The sequence below is a fragment of the Mycobacterium sp. E1715 genome, from assembly GCF_001667625.1.
Taxonomy (GTDB): domain Bacteria; phylum Actinomycetota; class Actinomycetes; order Mycobacteriales; family Mycobacteriaceae; genus Mycobacterium.
The window spans coordinates 1-18,190 of record NZ_LZJJ01000289.1; the positions used below are offsets into that span (position 1 = coordinate 1).

An 18,190-nucleotide genomic window follows, 5' to 3' on the forward strand; every position below is an offset into this window, starting at 1 on the left:
GCCGGGCCGCGATTCGCACGGCTGGCGGTCGCCGCCGGCCACGCCGCAGCTGGACGACGTGCGGTCGGCGATCGCCGGCCATCTGCTCGGCGCCGCGCGCCGCCGCGCCTTCCGGGTGTGGCTGGACGCGCGGCGGGCCGCGCTGGTGCGGCTCGCTCCCGGCTACGAGCATCCCGGCGACCCCCGCCAACCCGACAACACCCACCGGCACTGATCGCGATGCTCACCCTCTGCCTGGACATCGGCGGCACCAAGATCGCCGCCGGCCTCGCCGACCCCGACGGCGCGCTGGTGCACACCGTCGTCCGGCCCACGCCGGGCGGCGGCGCGGCCGAGGAGGTGTGGGCCGCTCTCCATGCGGCGATCGCCGACGCGCTGCGCGCGGCCGGCGGTGCGGTCGCCGCGGTGGGCATCGGGTCGGCCGGCCCCATCGACCTGCGCGCCGGAACCGTCAGCCCCGTCAACATCAAAGGCTGGCAACGGTTCCCGCTGCGCGACCGCGTCGCGGCCGCGGTGCCGGGCGTGCCCGTGCGGCTCGGCGGCGACGGCCTGTGCATGGCGCTGGGCGAGCACTGGCGTGGCGCGGGCCGCGGCGCGGACTTCCTGCTGGGCATGGTGGTGTCCACCGGGGTGGGCGGCGGGCTGGTGCTCGGCGGCACCCCGTACACCGGCCGCACCGGCAACGCCGGCCACGTCGGGCACGTGGTGGTGGAGGACGGCGGTCCGCCCTGCGTGTGCGGCGGGCGCGGCTGCGTCGAGGCGATCGCGTCCGGGCCGTCCATGGTGCGCTGGGCGCGGGCCAACGGGTGGTCCGCCCCGCCCTCGGCCGGCGCCCGCGACCTGGCCGCCGCGGCGGCGGCCGGGGATCCGTTGGCGGGCCGGGCATTCCGCCGGGGTGCCACCGCGCTCGCGGCGATGATCGCCTCGGTCGGCGCGGTCTGCGACCTGGATCTCGTCGTCATCGGGGGAGGCGTCGCCAACTCCGGTGGCCTGCTCTTCGACCCCCTGCGGGAGAAGCTGGCCGAGTACGCCCGGCTGGACTTCCTGGCCGGCCTGCGGGTGGTGTCCGCCGAACTCGGCGGCGAGGCGGGCCTGGTCGGCGCGGCCAGGCTGGCCGGCCTGCGCTGACCGCACGACGGCCGCCGTTTTGGCTGACGGGGGCGGGTCAGGCTATCCTGGTGCCCGATCCACCGAAGACCGTCGGTCACCGAGCAATCGGTTGAAGGTCCGGGAGCATCCCGGCGGCCCACGCAGGAGGACGAGGCAGCAGCGCCGGCCCGCGCCGGCGCGCGTTCACGCCCCGGCCGCATCCTGCGCCGGGGCGTTCGTCGTTCCACGGGTGATCACAGACGACACGTCGCATGGCTTTCACTTCAGGAGGTACGCATGGCCAGGGCTGACAAAGCCACCGCCGTTGCCGACATCGCCGAGCAGTTCAGGGAGGCGACCGCGACCCTGATCACCGAGTACCGCGGGTTGACCGTGGCGAACCTGGCCGAGCTGCGCCGGTCGCTCAGCGGCTCGGCCACCTACTCGGTGGCCAAGAACACGCTGATCAAGCGGGCGGCGTCCGAGGCGGGCGTCGAAGGCCTCGACGAGCTGTTCGCCGGGCCGACCGCGATCGCATTCGTCACCGGCGAGCCGGTCGACGCTGCCAAGGCCATCAAGACCTTCGCCAAGGACAACAAGGCGCTGGTCATCAAGGGCGGCTACATGGACGGTCGCGCGCTGACCGTCGCCGAGGTCGAGCGCATCGCCGACCTCGAGTCGCGCGAGGTGCTGCTGGCCAAGCTGGCCGGCGCCATGAAGGGCAACCTCGCCAAGGCGGCCGGCCTGTTCGCCGCCCCGACCTCGCAGATGGCCCGCCTGTTGGCCGCCCTGCAGGAAAAGAAGCCCGCCGAGCCGGAGCCCGCCGCTCCGGTCGCGGAAGCCCCGGCGGCGCCCGCAGAAGAAACCCCCGAGGCACCGGCCGAAACGGCCGAGGCACCGGCCGAAGCCGAATAAAAACCAACCCGCAAACCTGGGAACACAAGGAAGGACCCACACCATGGCGAAAATGTCCACCGACGACCTGCTCGACGCCTTCAAGGAAATGACCCTGTTGGAGCTCTCCGACTTCGTCAAGAAGTTCGAGGAGACCTTCGAGGTCACCGCGGCCGCCCCGGTCGCCGTCGCCGCGGCCGGCCCGGCCGCCGGTGGCGCCCCCGCCGAGGCCGCCGAGGAGCAGTCGGAGTTCGACGTCATCCTCGAGGCCGCCGGCGACAAGAAGATCGGCGTCATCAAGGTCGTCCGCGAGATCGTCTCCGGCCTGGGCCTCAAGGAGGCCAAGGACCTGGTCGACAGCGCGCCCAAGCCGCTGCTGGAGAAGGTCGCCAAGGAGGCCGCCGACGAGGCCAAGACCAAGCTCGAGGCCGCCGGCGCCACCGTCACCGTCAAGTAGCTCCACGCCGAAACCCCCGGGACCGCCCTGCGGCTCCCGGGGGTTTCGTGGTCCTCAGCGCGTGGACTGCACCGACAGGGCGATTCGCTCGGCGGAATCACCCAGTGCTACAAGCAAATTGGTGAACATCGAGATGAGCACCGGCGCGACGGCCGCCCCGTCGTCGCCGTAGAAGCCGGCCAGCTCCAGCATCACGAAGCCGTGCACCTGGGACCAGAACTGGGCCGCGGTGGCGACGATCGTCGGGTCGTCGTCCGGGGCGCAGGCGGTGATGCGGCCGGCGAGTATCGATCGGCGGACCGCCCGGACGACGTGCACGAAGCCGGGCACGTCCTGCTCGATCTCGTCGACCGTCAGCGTCAACACGTTGCCCGCGGGGGCGTTGATGCCGTGCGCGCTGGTGCTGCCGAACATCAGCCGATACATGTGCGGGTGCCTGATGGCGTAGCGCCGGTAGGCCGCACCGATGACGAACAGGTCGGCGACCGGATCGTCGGTCGCGGGCACCGCCAGCGCGGCGTCGAACTGGCGCAAGCCCTCTTCGGCCACCTCGGCGATCAGGCCGCGCATCCCGCCGAAGTGGGTGTACACCGCCATCGTCGACGTTCCGGCCTCGCCGGCGACCTTGCGGGTCTGCAGCGCGTCCGGGCCGTGCTCGTGCAGCAGGCCGACCGCGGCGCGCAGCATCTCGTCGCGGACGCCGCGCTGCCCTCGAGTCAATTCCGAAGTCATCGTTGCCATCCTCCCATCCGCGGCGTAGCGTCGAAATAACAGCGTCATATCAATGTTATAGGAGCTCAGCGATGACTGTCGCGCACACCGCCGAAACCCGGAACCAGTACCTCGAGGGCCTGCTGGCGCCGGTGGGCGCCGAGGTGACCGCGACCGACCTGCCGGTCACCGGACGCATCCCCGAACACCTCGACGGCCGCTACCTGCGCAACGGTCCCAACCCCGCCGAGGAGGTCGACCCGGCCACCTACCACTGGTTCAGCGGCGACGGGATGGTGCACGGCGTCGCGCTGAGCGGGGGCAGTGCCCGCTGGTACCGCAACCGCTGGGTGCGCAGCCTGTCGGTGTGCGCGGCCCTGGGCGAGGCGGCGCCGGGCCGGCTCGACCCGCGGGCGGGCATGCTCTCGCTCGGCGCCAACACCAATGTCTTGACCCACGCCGGGCGCACCCTGGCGCTGGTCGAGGGCGGGGTGGCCAACTACGAGCTGACCGACGCGCTGGACACGGTCGGCACCTGCGACTTCGACGGCACGCTGGCGGGCGGCTACACCGCCCATCCGCACCGCGACCCGCGCACCGGCGAATTGCACGCCGTCTCTTACTCGTTCGCCCGCGGACGCACCGTGCAGTACTCGGTGATCGACACCCGGGGCCGCGCCCGCCGCACGGTCGACATCGAGGTGTCCGGGTCGCCGATGATGCACGACTTCTCACTGACCGAGAAGTACGTCGTCATCTACGACCTGCCGGTGACCTTCGACCCGGTGCAGGCGCTGCCGCAGACCATGCCCCGCTGGCTCGGCCTGCCGGCCCGGCTGGCGATGCAGTCGCTGATCGGGCGCGTGCGGGTGCCGAGCCCGATCAACGCCCTGATGAACCGGAACCCGAAGCACTCCGACCGCATGCCGTACGCCTGGAACCCCGGCTACCCGGCGCGCATCGGGGTCATGCCGCGCGAGGGCGGCAACGCGGACGTCCGCTGGTTCGAGATCGAGCCCTGCTACGTCTACCACCCCCTCAACGCCTACTCCGAGATGCGGGACGGCGCAGAGGTTTTGGTGCTCGACGTGGTGCGATACGCGCGGATGTTCGACCGCGACCGGCACGGGCCCGGCGAGACCCCGCCGACGCTGGACCGGTGGACGATCAACCTGGCGACCGGCGCGGTGGCCACCGAATGCCGCGACGATCAGCCGCAGGAATTTCCGCGGATCAACGAGGACATGCTGGGCGGCCCGCACCGCTTCGGCTACACCGTCGGGGCTTACTTCGCCGGCGGCGCCGCCGCGCTGTACAAGCACGACTACCAGACCGGCGCCCGCGAGGTCGCCGCGCTCGATCCCGACCTTTTGCTCGGCGAGATGTCCTTTGTGCCCAACCCCGGCTCCCAGAAGGGACGAGTCGAGGACGACGGCGTTCTGATGGGCTACGGCTACCACCGGGGCCGCGACCAGGGCCAGCTGGTGTTGCTCGACGCGCAGACGCTCGAGTCCGTGGCCACCGTGCATTTGCCACAGCGGGTGCCGATGGGCTTTCACGGCAATTGGGCGCCCACTGGCTAACGCGCGTCGAATAGGATGGCGGCCGCCGGCGACGGCCGGATCTCAGGTCAGCCAATTTTTCCCGGCTGTGCCTTGCAACCCTGATGCCGTGCAGCAAGCGTGCGCTACAGTGACTCATGCCACATAAAAGGGCAGGTGGCGGGCATGAGCGTCGACGGAAGGATCTCCCATGGGTGTCGCTATTGAGGTGAACGGCCTCACCAAGTCCTTCGGATCGTCGAGAATTTGGGAAGACGTGACCCTGGAGATCCCCGCCGGGGAGGTCAGCGTGCTGCTGGGGCCGTCCGGTACCGGCAAATCGGTGTTCCTGAAGTCCCTGATCGGCCTGCTGCGTCCCGAGCGCGGCTCGGTGGTCATCGACGGCACCGACATCCTGCAGTGCTCGGCCAAGGAGCTCTACGAGATCCGCACGCTGTTCGGCGTCATGTTCCAGGACGGTGCCCTGTTCGGTTCGATGAACCTGTTTGACAACGCCGCCTTCCCGCTGCGCGAGCACACCAAGAAGAAGGAAAGCGAGATCCGTGACATCGTCATGGAGAAGCTGCAGATGGTGGGTCTCGGCGGCGACGAGAAGAAGTTCCCCGGCGAAATCTCCGGCGGTATGCGCAAGCGCGCCAGCCTGGCCCGCGCCCTGGTGATGGACCCGCAGATCATCCTCTGCGACGAGCCCGACTCCGGTCTGGACCCGGTCCGCACCGCCTACCTGAGCCAGCTGATCCTTGACATCAACGCCCAGATCGACGCCACCGTCCTCATCGTCACGCACAACATCAACATCGCCCGCACCGTGCCGGACAACATGGGCATGCTCTTCCGGCGCAAGCTGGTCATGTTCGGCCCCCGCGAGGTGCTGCTGACCAGCGACGAGCCGGTCGTGCGGCAGTTCCTCAACGGCCGCCGCATCGGCCCGATCGGCATGTCCGAGGAAAAGGACGAGGCGACGATGGCCGAAGAGCAGGCCGCCCTCGAGGCCGGCCAGCACGCCGGCGGTGTGGAGGAGATCGAGGGCGTGCCGCCGCAGATCGTCGCGTCCCCCGGGATGCCCGAGCGCAAGGCCGTCGGCCGGCGCCAGGCGCGGGTGCGCGAGATCCTGCACACCCTGCCGCAGAAGGCGCAAGCCGCGATCATCGACGACATGGAGGGCACCCACAAGTACCGCGCGCACGAGGTCGGCGACTAGCTCGTCCGGCCCGAGGTTTCGCGATAACTTCGCGTAACTCCCCCGGCCCGCCCTCTTGACGACGGGCCGTAAACGGGCCAGTCTGTTGGGCAGCATGTATCCAGCGGAGAGTCGAGATGCCAGCCAGCGCCGATGTCCCTGGATGTCCTGTGCTGGACAGTTGAGGAATGCGCCGCCCTACGCTATTGTTGGACGTTGCGCTGGCTACCTCCTGCCCACCTCACCCGCCACCTGACACCGTGGTCTAAGCCTGAGCCCCCTGCAAGCGGCTTAGTTCTTTCACCGTGCGCGTGAGATCCGGACAGTTCGTTCGCCGGCCTAACCGACACAATTCGCGGCGAACGCAACCGGTGGTTCCGGTCTTCGTGAGTCGCACGAGGTGCTGGAAGGATGCATCTTGGCTGATTCTCGCCAGAGCAAAACGGATCGCCCACAAAGTTCCTCTAATGGAAGTTCCCTAAACGGCTCCGTCCCCGGAGCGCCCAACCGAGTTTCCTTCGCCAAGCTCCGCGAACCGCTCGAGGTTCCCGGCCTGCTCGACGTGCAGATCGACTCCTTCGAGTGGTTGATCGGCTCACCGCGCTGGCGCGAGGCCGCCACCGATCGTGGCGAGCCCAGCCCGGTCGGCGGCCTCGAAGAGGTGCTCTACGAGCTCTCGCCGATCGAGGACTTCTCCGGCTCGATGTCGCTGTCGTTCTCCGATCCCCGTTTCGACGAGGTCAAGGCGCCGGTCGACGAGTGCAAAGACAAGGACATGACGTACGCGGCCCCGCTGTTCGTCACGGCCGAGTTCATCAACAACAACACCGGCGAGATCAAGAGCCAGACGGTGTTCATGGGCGACTTCCCGATGATGACCGAGAAGGGCACCTTCATCATCAACGGGACCGAGCGCGTGGTCGTCAGCCAGCTCGTTCGCTCGCCCGGCGTGTACTTCGACGAGACCATCGACAAGTCCACCGAGAAGCTGCTGCACAGCGTCAAGGTGATCCCCAGCCGCGGCGCGTGGCTGGAGTTCGACGTCGACAAGCGCGACACCGTCGGCGTGCGCATCGACCGCAAGCGCCGCCAGCCCGTCACCGTGCTGCTCAAGGCGCTGGGCTGGACCAACGAGCAGATCCACGAGCGGTTCGGCTTCTCCGAGATCATGATGGGCACGCTGGAGAAGGACAACACCGCGGGCACCGACGAGGCGCTGCTGGACATCTACCGCAAGCTGCGCCCGGGCGAGCCGCCGACCAAGGAGTCCGCGCAGACCCTGCTGGAGAACCTGTTCTTCAAGGAGAAGCGCTACGACCTGGCCCGCGTCGGCCGCTACAAGGTCAACAAGAAGCTCGGCCTGCACGCCGGCGAGCCGATCACGTCGTCCACGCTGACCGAGGAAGACGTCGTCGCGACCATCGAATACCTGGTCCGCCTGCACGAGGGCCAGGCCACGATGACCGTCCCGGGCGGCATCGAGGTGCCGGTGGAGACCGACGACATCGACCACTTCGGCAACCGGCGGCTGCGCACGGTCGGCGAGTTGATCCAGAACCAGATCCGGGTCGGCATGTCCCGGATGGAGCGCGTCGTCCGCGAGCGGATGACCACGCAGGACGTCGAGGCGATCACGCCGCAGACGCTGATCAACATCCGGCCGGTCGTCGCCGCGATCAAGGAGTTCTTCGGCACCAGCCAGCTCTCCCAGTTCATGGACCAGAACAACCCGCTGTCGGGTCTGACCCACAAGCGCCGCCTGTCGGCGCTGGGCCCCGGCGGTCTGTCCCGTGAGCGGGCCGGGCTGGAGGTTCGTGACGTGCACCCGTCGCACTACGGCCGGATGTGCCCGATCGAGACCCCGGAGGGTCCGAACATCGGCCTGATCGGCTCGCTGTCGGTGTACGCGCGGGTCAACCCGTTCGGCTTCATCGAGACGCCGTACCGCAAGGTGGTCGACGGTGTGGTCACCGACGAGATCCACTACCTGACCGCCGACGAGGAGGACCGCCACGTGGTGGCGCAGGCCAACTCGCCGATCGACGCGAAGGGCCGGTTTGAGGAGTCGCGCGTCCTGGTCCGCCGCAAGGCGGGCGAGGTCGAGTACGTGCCGTCGTCCGAGGTGGACTACATGGACGTGTCGCCGCGCCAGATGGTGTCGGTGGCCACCGCCATGATCCCGTTCCTCGAACACGACGACGCCAACCGTGCCCTGATGGGCGCCAACATGCAGCGTCAGGCGGTTCCGCTGGTGCGCAGCGAGGCGCCGCTGGTGGGCACCGGCATGGAGCTGCGCGCCGCGATCGACGCCGGCGACGTCGTCGTCGCGGACAAGGCCGGGGTGATCGAGGAAGTCAGCGCCGACTACATCACGGTGATGGCCGACGACGGCACCCGGCACACCTACCGGATGCGCAAGTTCGAGCGGTCCAACCACGGCACCTGCGCCAACCAGTCGCCGATCGTGGACGCCGGGGACCGGGTCGAGGCCGGCCAGGTCATCGCCGACGGCCCCTGCACCGAGAACGGTGAGATGGCGCTGGGCAAGAACCTGCTGGTGGCGATCATGCCGTGGGAGGGCCACAACTACGAGGACGCGATCATCCTGTCCAACCGCCTGGTTGAGGAGGACGTGCTCACCTCGATCCACATCGAGGAGCACGAGATCGACGCCCGCGACACCAAGCTGGGCGCCGAGGAGATCACCCGGGACATCCCGAACGTCTCCGACGAGGTGCTGGCCGACCTCGACGAGCGCGGCATCGTCCGCATCGGCGCCGAGGTGCGCGACGGCGACATCCTGGTCGGCAAGGTCACCCCGAAGGGGGAGACCGAGCTGACCCCGGAGGAGCGGCTGCTGCGGGCGATCTTCGGTGAGAAGGCCCGCGAGGTCCGCGACACCTCGCTGAAGGTGCCGCACGGCGAGTCCGGCAAGGTGATCGGCATCCGGGTGTTCTCCCGCGAGGACGACGACGAGCTGCCGGCCGGTGTCAACGAGCTGGTCCGCGTCTACGTGGCCCAGAAGCGCAAGATCTCCGACGGTGACAAGCTCGCCGGCCGGCACGGCAACAAGGGCGTGATCGGCAAGATCCTGCCCGTCGAGGACATGCCGTTCCTGCCGGACGGCACCCCGGTGGACATCATCCTGAACACGCACGGTGTGCCGCGACGGATGAACATCGGCCAGATCCTGGAGACCCACCTCGGGTGGGTGGCCAAGTCCGGCTGGAACATCGAGGGTTCCCCCGAGTGGGCGGCCAACCTGCCCAAGGAGCTGCAGAGCGCGGAGCCGAACGCCATCGTGTCGACGCCGGTGTTCGACGGCGCCCGGGAGGCGGAGCTGCAGGGGCTGCTGTCCTGCACGCTGCCCAACCGGGACAACGAGGTGATGGTGGACGGCGACGGCAAGGCGGTGCTCTTCGACGGCCGCAGCGGTGAGCCGTTCCCGTACCCGGTGACGGTTGGCTTCATGTACATCATGAAGCTGCACCACCTGGTGGACGACAAGATCCACGCCCGCTCCACCGGCCCGTACTCGATGATCACCCAGCAGCCGCTGGGCGGTAAGGCGCAGTTCGGTGGCCAGCGGTTCGGTGAGATGGAGTGCTGGGCCATGCAGGCCTACGGCGCCGCGTACACGCTGCAGGAGCTGTTGACCATCAAGTCCGACGACACGGTCGGCCGGGTCAAGGTGTACGAGGCGATCGTCAAGGGCGAGAACATCCCCGAGCCGGGCATCCCCGAGTCGTTCAAGGTGCTGCTCAAGGAGCTGCAGTCGCTGTGCCTGAACGTCGAGGTGCTCTCGTCGGACGGCGCGGCGATCGAATTGCGCGAAGGCGAGGACGAGGACCTGGAGCGGGCTGCGGCCAACCTGGGAATCAACTTGTCGCGCAACGAATCCGCCTCCGTTGAGGACCTGGCTTAATCACTTTTAGTTACTAAACCCGCAAGGGGAAAGGGAGTTACGTGCTCGACGTCAACTTCTTCGATGAACTCCGTATCGGCCTGGCCACCGCGGAGGACATCAGGCAATGGTCTTACGGCGAGGTCAAGAAGCCGGAGACGATCAACTACCGCACGCTGAAGCCGGAGAAGGACGGCCTGTTCTGCGAGAAGATCTTCGGACCTACTCGCGACTGGGAGTGCTACTGCGGCAAGTACAAGCGCGTCCGCTTCAAGGGCATCATCTGTGAGCGTTGCGGCGTCGAGGTGACTCGCGCCAAGGTGCGCCGCGAGCGGATGGGTCACATCGAGCTGGCCGCGCCGGTCACGCACATCTGGTACTTCAAGGGTGTGCCGAGCCGCCTCGGTTACCTGCTCGACCTCGCCCCGAAGGATCTCGAGAAGATCATCTACTTCGCGGCGTACGTGATCACGTCGGTCGACGACGAGATGCGGCACAACGAGCTGTCCACGCTCGAGGCCGAAATGATGGTGGAGCGCAAGGCCGTTGAGGATCAGCGCGACGCCGACCTGGAGGCCCGCGCGCAGAAGCTGGAGGCCGACCTGGCCGAGCTGGAGGCCGAGGGCGCCAAGGCCGACGCCCGCCGCAAGGTGCGCGACGGCGGCGAGCGGGAGATGCGTCAGCTCCGCGACCGCGCCCAGCGTGAGCTGGACCGGCTGGAGGACATTTGGAGCACCTTCACCAAGCTGGCCCCCAAGCAGTTGATCGTCGACGAGAACCTCTACCGCGAGCTCGTCGACCGCTACGGCGAGTACTTCACCGGCGCCATGGGCGCGGAGTCGATCCAGAAGCTCATCGAGAACTTCGACATCGACGCCGAGGCCGACTCGCTGCGTGACGTCATCCGAAACGGCAAGGGGCAGAAGAAGCTTCGCGCCCTCAAGCGCCTGAAGGTGGTCGCCGCCTTCCAGCAGTCGGGCAACTCGCCGATGGGCATGGTGCTCGACGCCGTCCCGGTGATCCCGCCGGAACTGCGCCCGATGGTGCAGTTGGACGGTGGCCGCTTCGCGACCAGTGACCTGAACGACCTGTACCGCCGGGTCATCAACCGCAACAACCGCCTCAAGAGGCTGATCGACCTCGGCGCGCCCGAGATCATCGTCAACAACGAGAAGCGGATGCTGCAGGAGTCCGTCGACGCGCTGTTCGACAACGGCCGTCGCGGCCGCCCGGTCACCGGGCCGGGCAACCGTCCGCTGAAGTCGCTGTCGGATCTGTTGAAGGGCAAGCAGGGCCGGTTCCGTCAGAACCTGCTCGGTAAGCGTGTCGACTACTCGGGCCGCAGCGTCATCGTGGTCGGCCCGCAGCTCAAGCTGCACCAGTGCGGCCTGCCCAAGCTGATGGCGCTCGAGCTGTTCAAGCCGTTCGTGATGAAGCGGCTCGTCGACCTCAACCACGCGCAGAACATCAAGAGCGCCAAGCGGATGGTGGAGCGGCAGCGTCCCCAGGTGTGGGACGTCCTGGAAGAGGTCATCGCCGAGCACCCGGTGCTGCTGAACCGCGCACCCACGCTGCACCGGCTGGGCATCCAGGCCTTCGAGCCGATGCTGGTGGAGGGCAAGGCGATTCAGCTGCACCCGCTGGTGTGTGAGGCGTTCAACGCCGACTTCGACGGTGACCAGATGGCGGTGCACCTGCCGCTGAGCGCCGAGGCGCAGGCCGAGGCCCGCATCCTGATGCTGTCTTCCAACAACATCCTGTCGCCGGCCTCCGGCCGCCCGCTGGCCATGCCGCGACTGGACATGGTGACCGGGCTGTACTTCCTGACCACCGAGGTCGACGGCGACAAGGGCGAATTCTCGCCCGCCGCAAAGGATCAGCCGGAGGTTGGCGTGTACTCCTCGCCGGCCGAGGCGATCATGGCCGCCGACCGCGGCGTGCTGTCGGTGCGGGCCAAGATCAAGGTGCGACTGACGCAGCTGCGTCCGCCCGCCGAGATCGAGGCCGAGCTGTTCGGCGCCAACGGCTGGCAGCCGGGCGACGCCTGGATGGCCGAGACGACGCTGGGCCGGGTGCTGTTCAACGAGCTGCTGCCGGTGGGCTACCCGTTCGTGAACAAGCAGATGCACAAGAAGGTGCAGGCCGCGATCATCAACGACCTCGCCGAGCGCTACCCGATGATCGTGGTGGCGCAGACCGTCGACAAGCTCAAGGACGCCGGCTTCTACTGGGCCACCCGCAGTGGGGTCACCGTGTCGATGGCCGACGTGCTGGTCCCGCCGCGCAAGAAGGAGATCCTCGACCAGTACGAGGAGCGGGCCGAGAAGGTCGAAAAGCAGTTCCAGCGAGGCGCTTTGAACCACGACGAGCGCAACGAGGCGCTGGTGGAGATCTGGAAGGAAGCCACCGACGAGGTCGGTCAGGCGCTCCGCGAGCACTACCCCAGCGACAACCCGATCATCACGATCGTCGACTCGGGTGCCACGGGTAACTTCACCCAGACCCGAACGCTGGCCGGCATGAAGGGTCTGGTGACCAACCCGAAGGGTGAGTTCATCCCGCGTCCGGTCAAGTCGTCGTTCCGCGAGGGCCTGACGGTGCTGGAGTACTTCATCAACACGCACGGCGCCCGAAAGGGCCTGGCGGACACCGCGTTGCGTACCGCCGACTCGGGTTACCTGACCCGTCGTCTGGTGGACGTGAGCCAGGACGTCATCGTCCGCGAGCACGACTGCGAGACCGAGCGCGGCATCATCGTCGAGCTCGCCGAGCGTCAGCCCGACGGCACCCTGATCCGCGACCCGTACATCGAAACCTCGGCGTACGCGCGGACTTTGGGCACCGACGCGGTCGACGAGGCCGGGAACGTCGTCGTCGCGCGCGGCGAGGACCTGGGTGACCCGGAGATCGACGCCCTGCTGGCGGCCGGCATCACGCAGGTGAAGGTGCGCTCGGTGCTGACCTGCACCACGGGCACCGGCGTGTGCGCGACCTGCTACGGGCGTTCGATGGCCACCGGCAAGCTGGTCGACATCGGCGAGGCCGTCGGCATCGTCGCGGCCCAGTCCATCGGTGAGCCCGGCACGCAGCTGACCATGCGTACCTTCCACCAGGGTGGTGTCGGTGAGGACATCACCGGCGGTCTGCCCCGGGTCCAGGAACTGTTCGAGGCCCGCGTCCCGCGCGGCAAGGCGCCGATCGCCGACGTCACCGGGCGGGTGCAACTCGAGGAGGGTGAGCGCTTCTACAAGATCACCATCGTTCCCGACGACGGGAGCGAGGAGGTCGTGTACGACAAGCTCTCCAAGCGGCAGCGGCTGCGCGTGTTCAAGCACGACGACGGTTCCGAGCGGGTCCTGTCCGACGGCGACCACGTCGAGGTGGGCCAGCAGCTGATGGAGGGTTCGGCCGACCCGCACGAGGTGTTGCGCGTGCAGGGCCCCCGCGAGGTGCAGATCCACCTGGTCCGCGAGGTCCAGGAGGTTTACCGCGCCCAGGGTGTGTCGATCCACGACAAGCACATCGAGGTGATCGTCCGCCAGATGCTGCGTCGCGTCACCATCATCGACTCGGGCTCGACGGAGTTCCTGCCCGGCTCGCTGATCGACCGCGCGGAGTTCGAGGCGGAGAACCGTCGCGTGGTGGCCGAGGGCGGCGAGCCCGCCGCCGGGCGCCCGGTACTGATGGGTATCACGAAGGCATCGCTGGCCACCGATTCGTGGCTCAGTGCGGCGTCGTTCCAGGAGACCACGCGAGTGCTGACCGATGCGGCCATCAACTGCCGCAGCGACAAGCTCAACGGTCTGAAGGAGAACGTGATCATCGGAAAGCTGATCCCGGCCGGTACCGGCATCAACCGGTACCGCAACATCCAGGTACAGCCGACCGAGGAGGCCCGGGCCGCCGCGTACACGATCCCGTCCTACGAGGATCAGTACTACAGCCCGGACTTCGGCCAGGCGACTGGAGCCGCGGTTCCGCTGGACGACTACGGCTACAGCGACTACCGGTAGTCGACACAGAAAAAGCCCCGGGCACTCGCCCGGGGCTTTTTCGTACCCGCTCGTACCCGCCGACTGTCACGCCAGCGTGGCTCTCGCGACCCAATGTCACGCTGGCGTGACGCTCGCGTCGGCCGCCCTTACTACACTGGCGACGTGCTCATCGGTTCACACGTCCACAACGAAGACCCGCTGGCGGCCGCCCAGGCGGACGGGGCCGACGTGGTGCAGTTCTTCCTCGGCAACCCGCAGAGCTGGAAGAAGCCCAAGCCCCGCGACGACGCCGGCACGCTCAAGGCGTCGGCCGTGCCGCTCTACGTCCACGCGCCGTACCTCATCAACGTGGCGTCGGCCAACAACCGCATCCGCATCCCGTCGCGCAAGATCCTGCAGGACACCTGCGACGCGGCCGCGGAGATCGGCGCGACGGCCGTGATCGTGCACGGCGGCCACGCCGACGACGACGACATGGAGGCCGGGTTCGAGCGGTGGGTCAAGGCGCTGGACTACCTGGAAACCGATGTGCCCGTGTACCTGGAGAACACGGCGGGCGGCGACCACGCGATGGCGCGTCACTTCGACACCATCGGCAAACTCTGGGATCACATCGGCGACAAGGGAATCGGCTTCTGCCTGGACACCTGCCACGCCTGGGCCGCCGGCGAGGCGCTGGTCGACGCGGTCGAGCGGATCAAGGCGCTGACCGGCCGCATCGACCTGGTGCACTGCAACGACTCGAGGGACGCGGCGGGCTCGGGCGCCGACCGGCACGCCAACTTCGGCACCGGCCAGATCGATCCCGAGCTGCTCGTCGCGGTGGTCACGGCGGCCGCTGCACCCGTCATCTGCGAGACCGCCGACGAGGGACGCAAGGACGACATCGCGTTCCTGCGGGAAAAGACCGGCGGCTGAGATCTCCGCCCGTGCTCGGTCGGCTCGCAACGCTCCTCGGGGTCGTCCTCCTGGTCGCGAGCTGTTCGCCTGGTCCGCCCTCGGGCTTCGTCACCGGGACCAGCCTGCACCACCTCGATGTGGGCGGACACGATCGCAGCTACCGGCTCTACGAGCCGGCGGGCAAATCCGCATCGCCTCCGCTGGTCGTCGTGCTGCACGGCTATTCCGGGAGCGCCCGGCAGGTCGAAAGGGATTACGGCTGGGACGAATTGGCCGATTCGGCCAAGGTCGTCGTCGCCTACCCGGACGGGCTGGACCGGGCCTGGAACGTCGACGGGGAGACCTGCTGCGGCCGGCCGGGACGGGAGGGCGTCGACGACGTCGCGTTCATCAGCGCGGTCGTCGCCGACGTCGCCAAGCACGTCGGCACCGACCCCGCCCGCGTCTATGTCTCCGGAATGAGCAACGGCGGCATCATGTCCTTTACGCTCGCGTGCGCCACCGACATCTTCGCCGCGATCGGCCCGGTCGCCGCCACGCAGCTGACTCGATGCCCCAACCCGCGTCCGACGTCGATCATGCACATTCACGGCACGGCGGACCGGCTGGTGCCCTACGGCGGCGGGCAGGGTTTCAGCGTGATCAACGGCCCCGCGGTGCCCGAGGTGAATGCGTTCTGGCGCAACGTCGACCAGTGCGCAAGCCCGGCCACCACCAGCAATGGCCCGATCACCACGTCGACGGCGGGCTGCGCAGGCAACCGCGGCGTCACGCTCATCACGATCGATCAGGGCGGCCACGAGTGGCCGCCGTTCGCCGCCCGCACCCTGTGGGAGTTCTTCGCCGCGCACCCACGGTGACGTCGCATTACACCTCTTGTGCGGCTGTCGAAAAAATGTAACATGAGGGGCATGTCGGATACGCATGTCGTCACCAACCAGGTTCCCCCGCTGGAGAACTACAACCCCGCGACGTCCGCGGTACTCGCCGAGGCCCTGATCCGTGAGGGTGGGGAATGGGGCTCCGAAGAGGTGACCGAGGTGGGGGCGATCGCCGGCGGCGCCCAAGCCCAGCGCTGGGGCGAGCTCGCCGACCGCAACCGGCCCATCCTGCACACCCATGACAAATACGGCCACCGGGTCGACGAGGTCGAGTACGACCCGGCCTACCACGAACTGATGCGCACGGCGATCGCCAGCGGCATCCACGCGGCACCGTGGGCCGACGGGCGCCCGGGCGCCCACGTGGTGCGTGCGGCCAAGATGTCGGTCTGGAACGTCGAGCCCGGCCACACCTGCCCGATCTCGATGACCTACGCCGTCGTCCCCGCGCTGCGCTACAACCCCGAACTCGCGGCGGTCTACGAGCCGCTGCTCACCAGCCGCGAATACGATCCCGAGCTCAAGCTGGCCACCACCAAACGCGGCATCACCGCGGGCATGTCGATGACCGAGAAGCAGGGCGGCTCCGACGTGCGGGCGGGGACGACGCAGGCCACCCCGAACGGCGACGGCACCTACAGCCTCGTCGGTCACAAGTGGTTCACCTCGGCCCCGATGTGCGACATCTTCCTGGTTCTCGCGCAGGCCCCGGGCGGGCTGTCCTGCTTCCTGCTGCCGCGGGTGCTGCCCGACGGCAGTCGCAACCGCATGTTCCTGCAGCGGCTCAAGGACAAGCTGGGCAACCACGCCAACGCGTCCAGTGAGGTCGAGTACGACGGCGCCACCGCATGGTTGGTGGGCGAGGAGGGCCGCGGCGTCCCCACCATCATCGAGATGGTCAACCTGACGCGGCTGGACTGCACCCTCGGCAGTGCCACCAGCATGCGCACCGGCCTGACCCGCGCGATCCACCACGCTCAGCACCGAAAGGCGTTCGGCGCCTATCTGATCGACCAGCCGCTCATGCGCAACGTGCTGGCCGACCTGGCCGTGGAGGCCGAGGCCGCCACCATCGTCGCGATGCGGATGGCCGGCGCCACCGACAAGGCGTTGCGCGGCGACGACCGGGAGGCGTTGCTGCGCCGCATCGGGTTGGCGGCCAGCAAGTACTGGGTGTGCAAGCGCGCCACCCCGCACGCCGCCGAGGCGCTGGAATGCCTGGGCGGCAACGGCTACGTCGAGGACTCGGGCATGCCGCGGTTGTTCCGTGAGGCGCCGCTGATGGGCATCTGGGAGGGCTCGGGCAATGTGAGCGCGCTGGACACGTTGCGCGCCATGGCAACTCGCCCCGAATGCGTCGAGGTGTTGTTCGGTGAACTCTCCGAAAGCGCCGCGGCCGACCCGCGACTGGGCGCGCACGTCGACCGGCTGCGGCAGGACCTGAGCGACCTGGACACCATCGCGCATCGGGCCCGCAAGGTCGCCGAGGACATCTGTCTGGCGCTGCAGGGCTCGCTGCTGGTGCGCCACGGCCACCCCGCGGTCGCCGAGGCCTTCCTGACCACCCGGCTCGACCGTCGGTGGGGCGGCGCGTTCGGCACGATGCCCACCGGGCTCGACCTGGCTCCCATTCTCGAGCGTGCTCTAGTAAAGGGATGACTCACGCGATCAGGCCGGTCGACTTCGACAACCTGAAGACGATGACCTATGAGGTCACCGATCGGGTTGCCCGGATCACCTTCAACCGGCCGGAGAAGGGCAACGCGATCGTCGCGGACACCCCGCTGGAGCTCTCGGCGCTGGTGGAGCGCGCCGATCTGGATCCCAATGTGCACGTGATCCTGGTGTCGGGTCGTGGCGAGGGCTTCTGTGCGGGCTTCGACCTGAGCGCGTACGCCGATCGCACCGGCTCGGCCGGCGGGACCGGCGCCTATGCGGGGACCGTTCTCAGCGGAAAAACCCAGGCGGTCAACCACTTACCCGATCAGCCGTGGGACCCGATGATCGACTACCAGATGATGAGCCGGTTCGTGCGCGGCTTCTCCAGCCTGATGCACGCCGACAAGCCGACGGTGGTCAAGATCCATGGCTATTGCGTGGCCGGCGGCACCGACATCGCGCTGCACGCCGACCAGGTGATCGCTGCCGCCGACGCCAAGATCGGGTACCCGCCGACCCGGGTATGGGGCGTCCCGGCGGCGGGCCTGTGGGCGCACCGGCTGGGCGACCAGCGCGCCAAGCGCCTGCTGTTCACCGGCGATTGCATCACCGGGGCTCAGGCCGCGGAATGGGGCCTGGCGGTCGAGGCGCCGGAGCCCGAAGACCTCGACGAGCGCACCGAGCGGCTGGTGCAGCGGATCGCCGCGGTGCCGGTCAACCAGCTGATCATGGTCAAGCTCGCGCTCAATTCGGCTCTGCTGCAACAGGGTGTGGCCACCAGCAGGATGGTCAGCACCGTGTTCGACGGTGTCGCCCGGCATACCCCCGAAGGCCACGCCTTCGTCGCCGACGCGACCGAACACGGCTTCCGGGAAGCGGTGCGGCATCGCGACGAGCCCTTCGGTGACTACGGCCGCCGCGCGTCACAGGTCTAGCCCATGGCCACCATGACGGCCCG

The 18,190-nt window shown here is 68.5% G+C and carries 12 protein-coding genes and 1 pseudogene; 12 read left to right on the forward strand and 1 reads right to left on the reverse strand.

The genetic code is table 11. The features are described 5' to 3' along the window. From A9X03_RS14750 to rplL, 4 genes and pseudogenes are all read left to right on the forward strand, one after another. Nucleotides 1-214 (forward strand): annotated as a pseudogene (locus tag A9X03_RS14750) (malonyl CoA-ACP transacylase); the annotation flags it as partial. 5 nt (nt 215-219) lie between these two features. After that, complete coding sequence (locus tag A9X03_RS14755) at nt 220-1,128, forward strand: ROK family protein (RefSeq protein ID WP_067891171.1); 909 nt, start codon at nt 220-222, stop codon at nt 1,126-1,128. A gap of 258 nt (nt 1,129-1,386) precedes the next feature. After that, nucleotides 1,387-2,004, forward strand: coding sequence for a 50S ribosomal protein L10 (gene rplJ, locus A9X03_RS14760; RefSeq protein ID WP_067757458.1), 618 nt, complete (start codon nt 1,387-1,389; stop codon nt 2,002-2,004). Nucleotides 2,005-2,047: 43 nt separating this feature from the next. Then, nucleotides 2,048-2,440 carry a 50S ribosomal protein L7/L12 gene (gene rplL, locus A9X03_RS14765; RefSeq protein WP_067109612.1) on the forward strand — a complete coding sequence of 131 codons (393 nt, stop codon included), beginning with the start codon at nt 2,048-2,050 and terminating at the stop codon, nt 2,438-2,440. 54 nt (nt 2,441-2,494) lie between these two features. Here the strand turns inward: rplL and A9X03_RS14770 are convergent, their stop codons facing one another. Further along, the gene (locus A9X03_RS14770; protein WP_369828488.1) at nt 2,495-3,181 is read right to left on the reverse strand and encodes a TetR/AcrR family transcriptional regulator; all 687 of its coding nucleotides are present in this window, start codon (nt 3,179-3,181) and stop codon (nt 2,495-2,497) included. A gap of 62 nt (nt 3,182-3,243) precedes the next feature. Here A9X03_RS14770 and A9X03_RS14775 point away from each other — a divergent pair, with 62 nt between their 5' ends. The 8 genes from A9X03_RS14775 to A9X03_RS14810 all read left to right on the forward strand — a co-directional run bounded on the left by A9X03_RS14775 (nt 3,244) and on the right by A9X03_RS14810 (nt 18,167). Then, nucleotides 3,244-4,734 carry a carotenoid oxygenase family protein gene (locus A9X03_RS14775; protein ID WP_068261642.1) on the forward strand — a complete coding sequence of 497 codons (1,491 nt, stop codon included), beginning with the start codon at nt 3,244-3,246 and terminating at the stop codon, nt 4,732-4,734. Between the two features lie 169 nt (nt 4,735-4,903). After that, entirely contained in the window at nt 4,904-5,914 is a 1,011-nt protein-coding gene (locus tag A9X03_RS14780) for an ABC transporter ATP-binding protein (RefSeq protein WP_067312439.1), read from the forward strand. 397 nt (nt 5,915-6,311) lie between these two features. Then, nucleotides 6,312-9,818 (forward strand): DNA-directed RNA polymerase subunit beta, encoded by a 3,507-nt coding sequence (locus A9X03_RS14785; protein ID WP_156670070.1) that lies wholly within the window; start codon nt 6,312-6,314, stop codon nt 9,816-9,818. A gap of 41 nt (nt 9,819-9,859) precedes the next feature. Further along, nucleotides 9,860-13,810: a DNA-directed RNA polymerase subunit beta' gene (locus A9X03_RS14790; RefSeq protein WP_067753430.1), complete on the forward strand. Its 3,951-nt coding sequence runs from the start codon at nt 9,860-9,862 to the stop codon at nt 13,808-13,810. A gap of 144 nt (nt 13,811-13,954) precedes the next feature. Beyond that, nucleotides 13,955-14,710, forward strand: a complete 756-nt coding sequence (locus A9X03_RS14795; RefSeq protein ID WP_067891160.1) for a deoxyribonuclease IV — start codon at nt 13,955-13,957, stop codon at nt 14,708-14,710. Between the two features lie 11 nt (nt 14,711-14,721). Next, nucleotides 14,722-15,552 (forward strand): PHB depolymerase family esterase, encoded by an 831-nt coding sequence (locus tag A9X03_RS14800; RefSeq protein ID WP_067891158.1) that lies wholly within the window; start codon nt 14,722-14,724, stop codon nt 15,550-15,552. Nucleotides 15,553-15,603: 51 nt separating this feature from the next. After that, nucleotides 15,604-17,232 (forward strand): acyl-CoA dehydrogenase family protein, encoded by a 1,629-nt coding sequence (locus tag A9X03_RS14805; RefSeq protein WP_067753436.1) that lies wholly within the window; start codon nt 15,604-15,606, stop codon nt 17,230-17,232. Beyond that, the gene (locus A9X03_RS14810; RefSeq protein WP_067753440.1) at nt 17,229-18,167 is read left to right on the forward strand and encodes a crotonase/enoyl-CoA hydratase family protein; all 939 of its coding nucleotides are present in this window, start codon (nt 17,229-17,231) and stop codon (nt 18,165-18,167) included. The genes A9X03_RS14805 and A9X03_RS14810 overlap by 4 nt, the downstream gene beginning before the upstream one ends. Nucleotides 18,168-18,190: the final 23 nt, after the last annotated feature.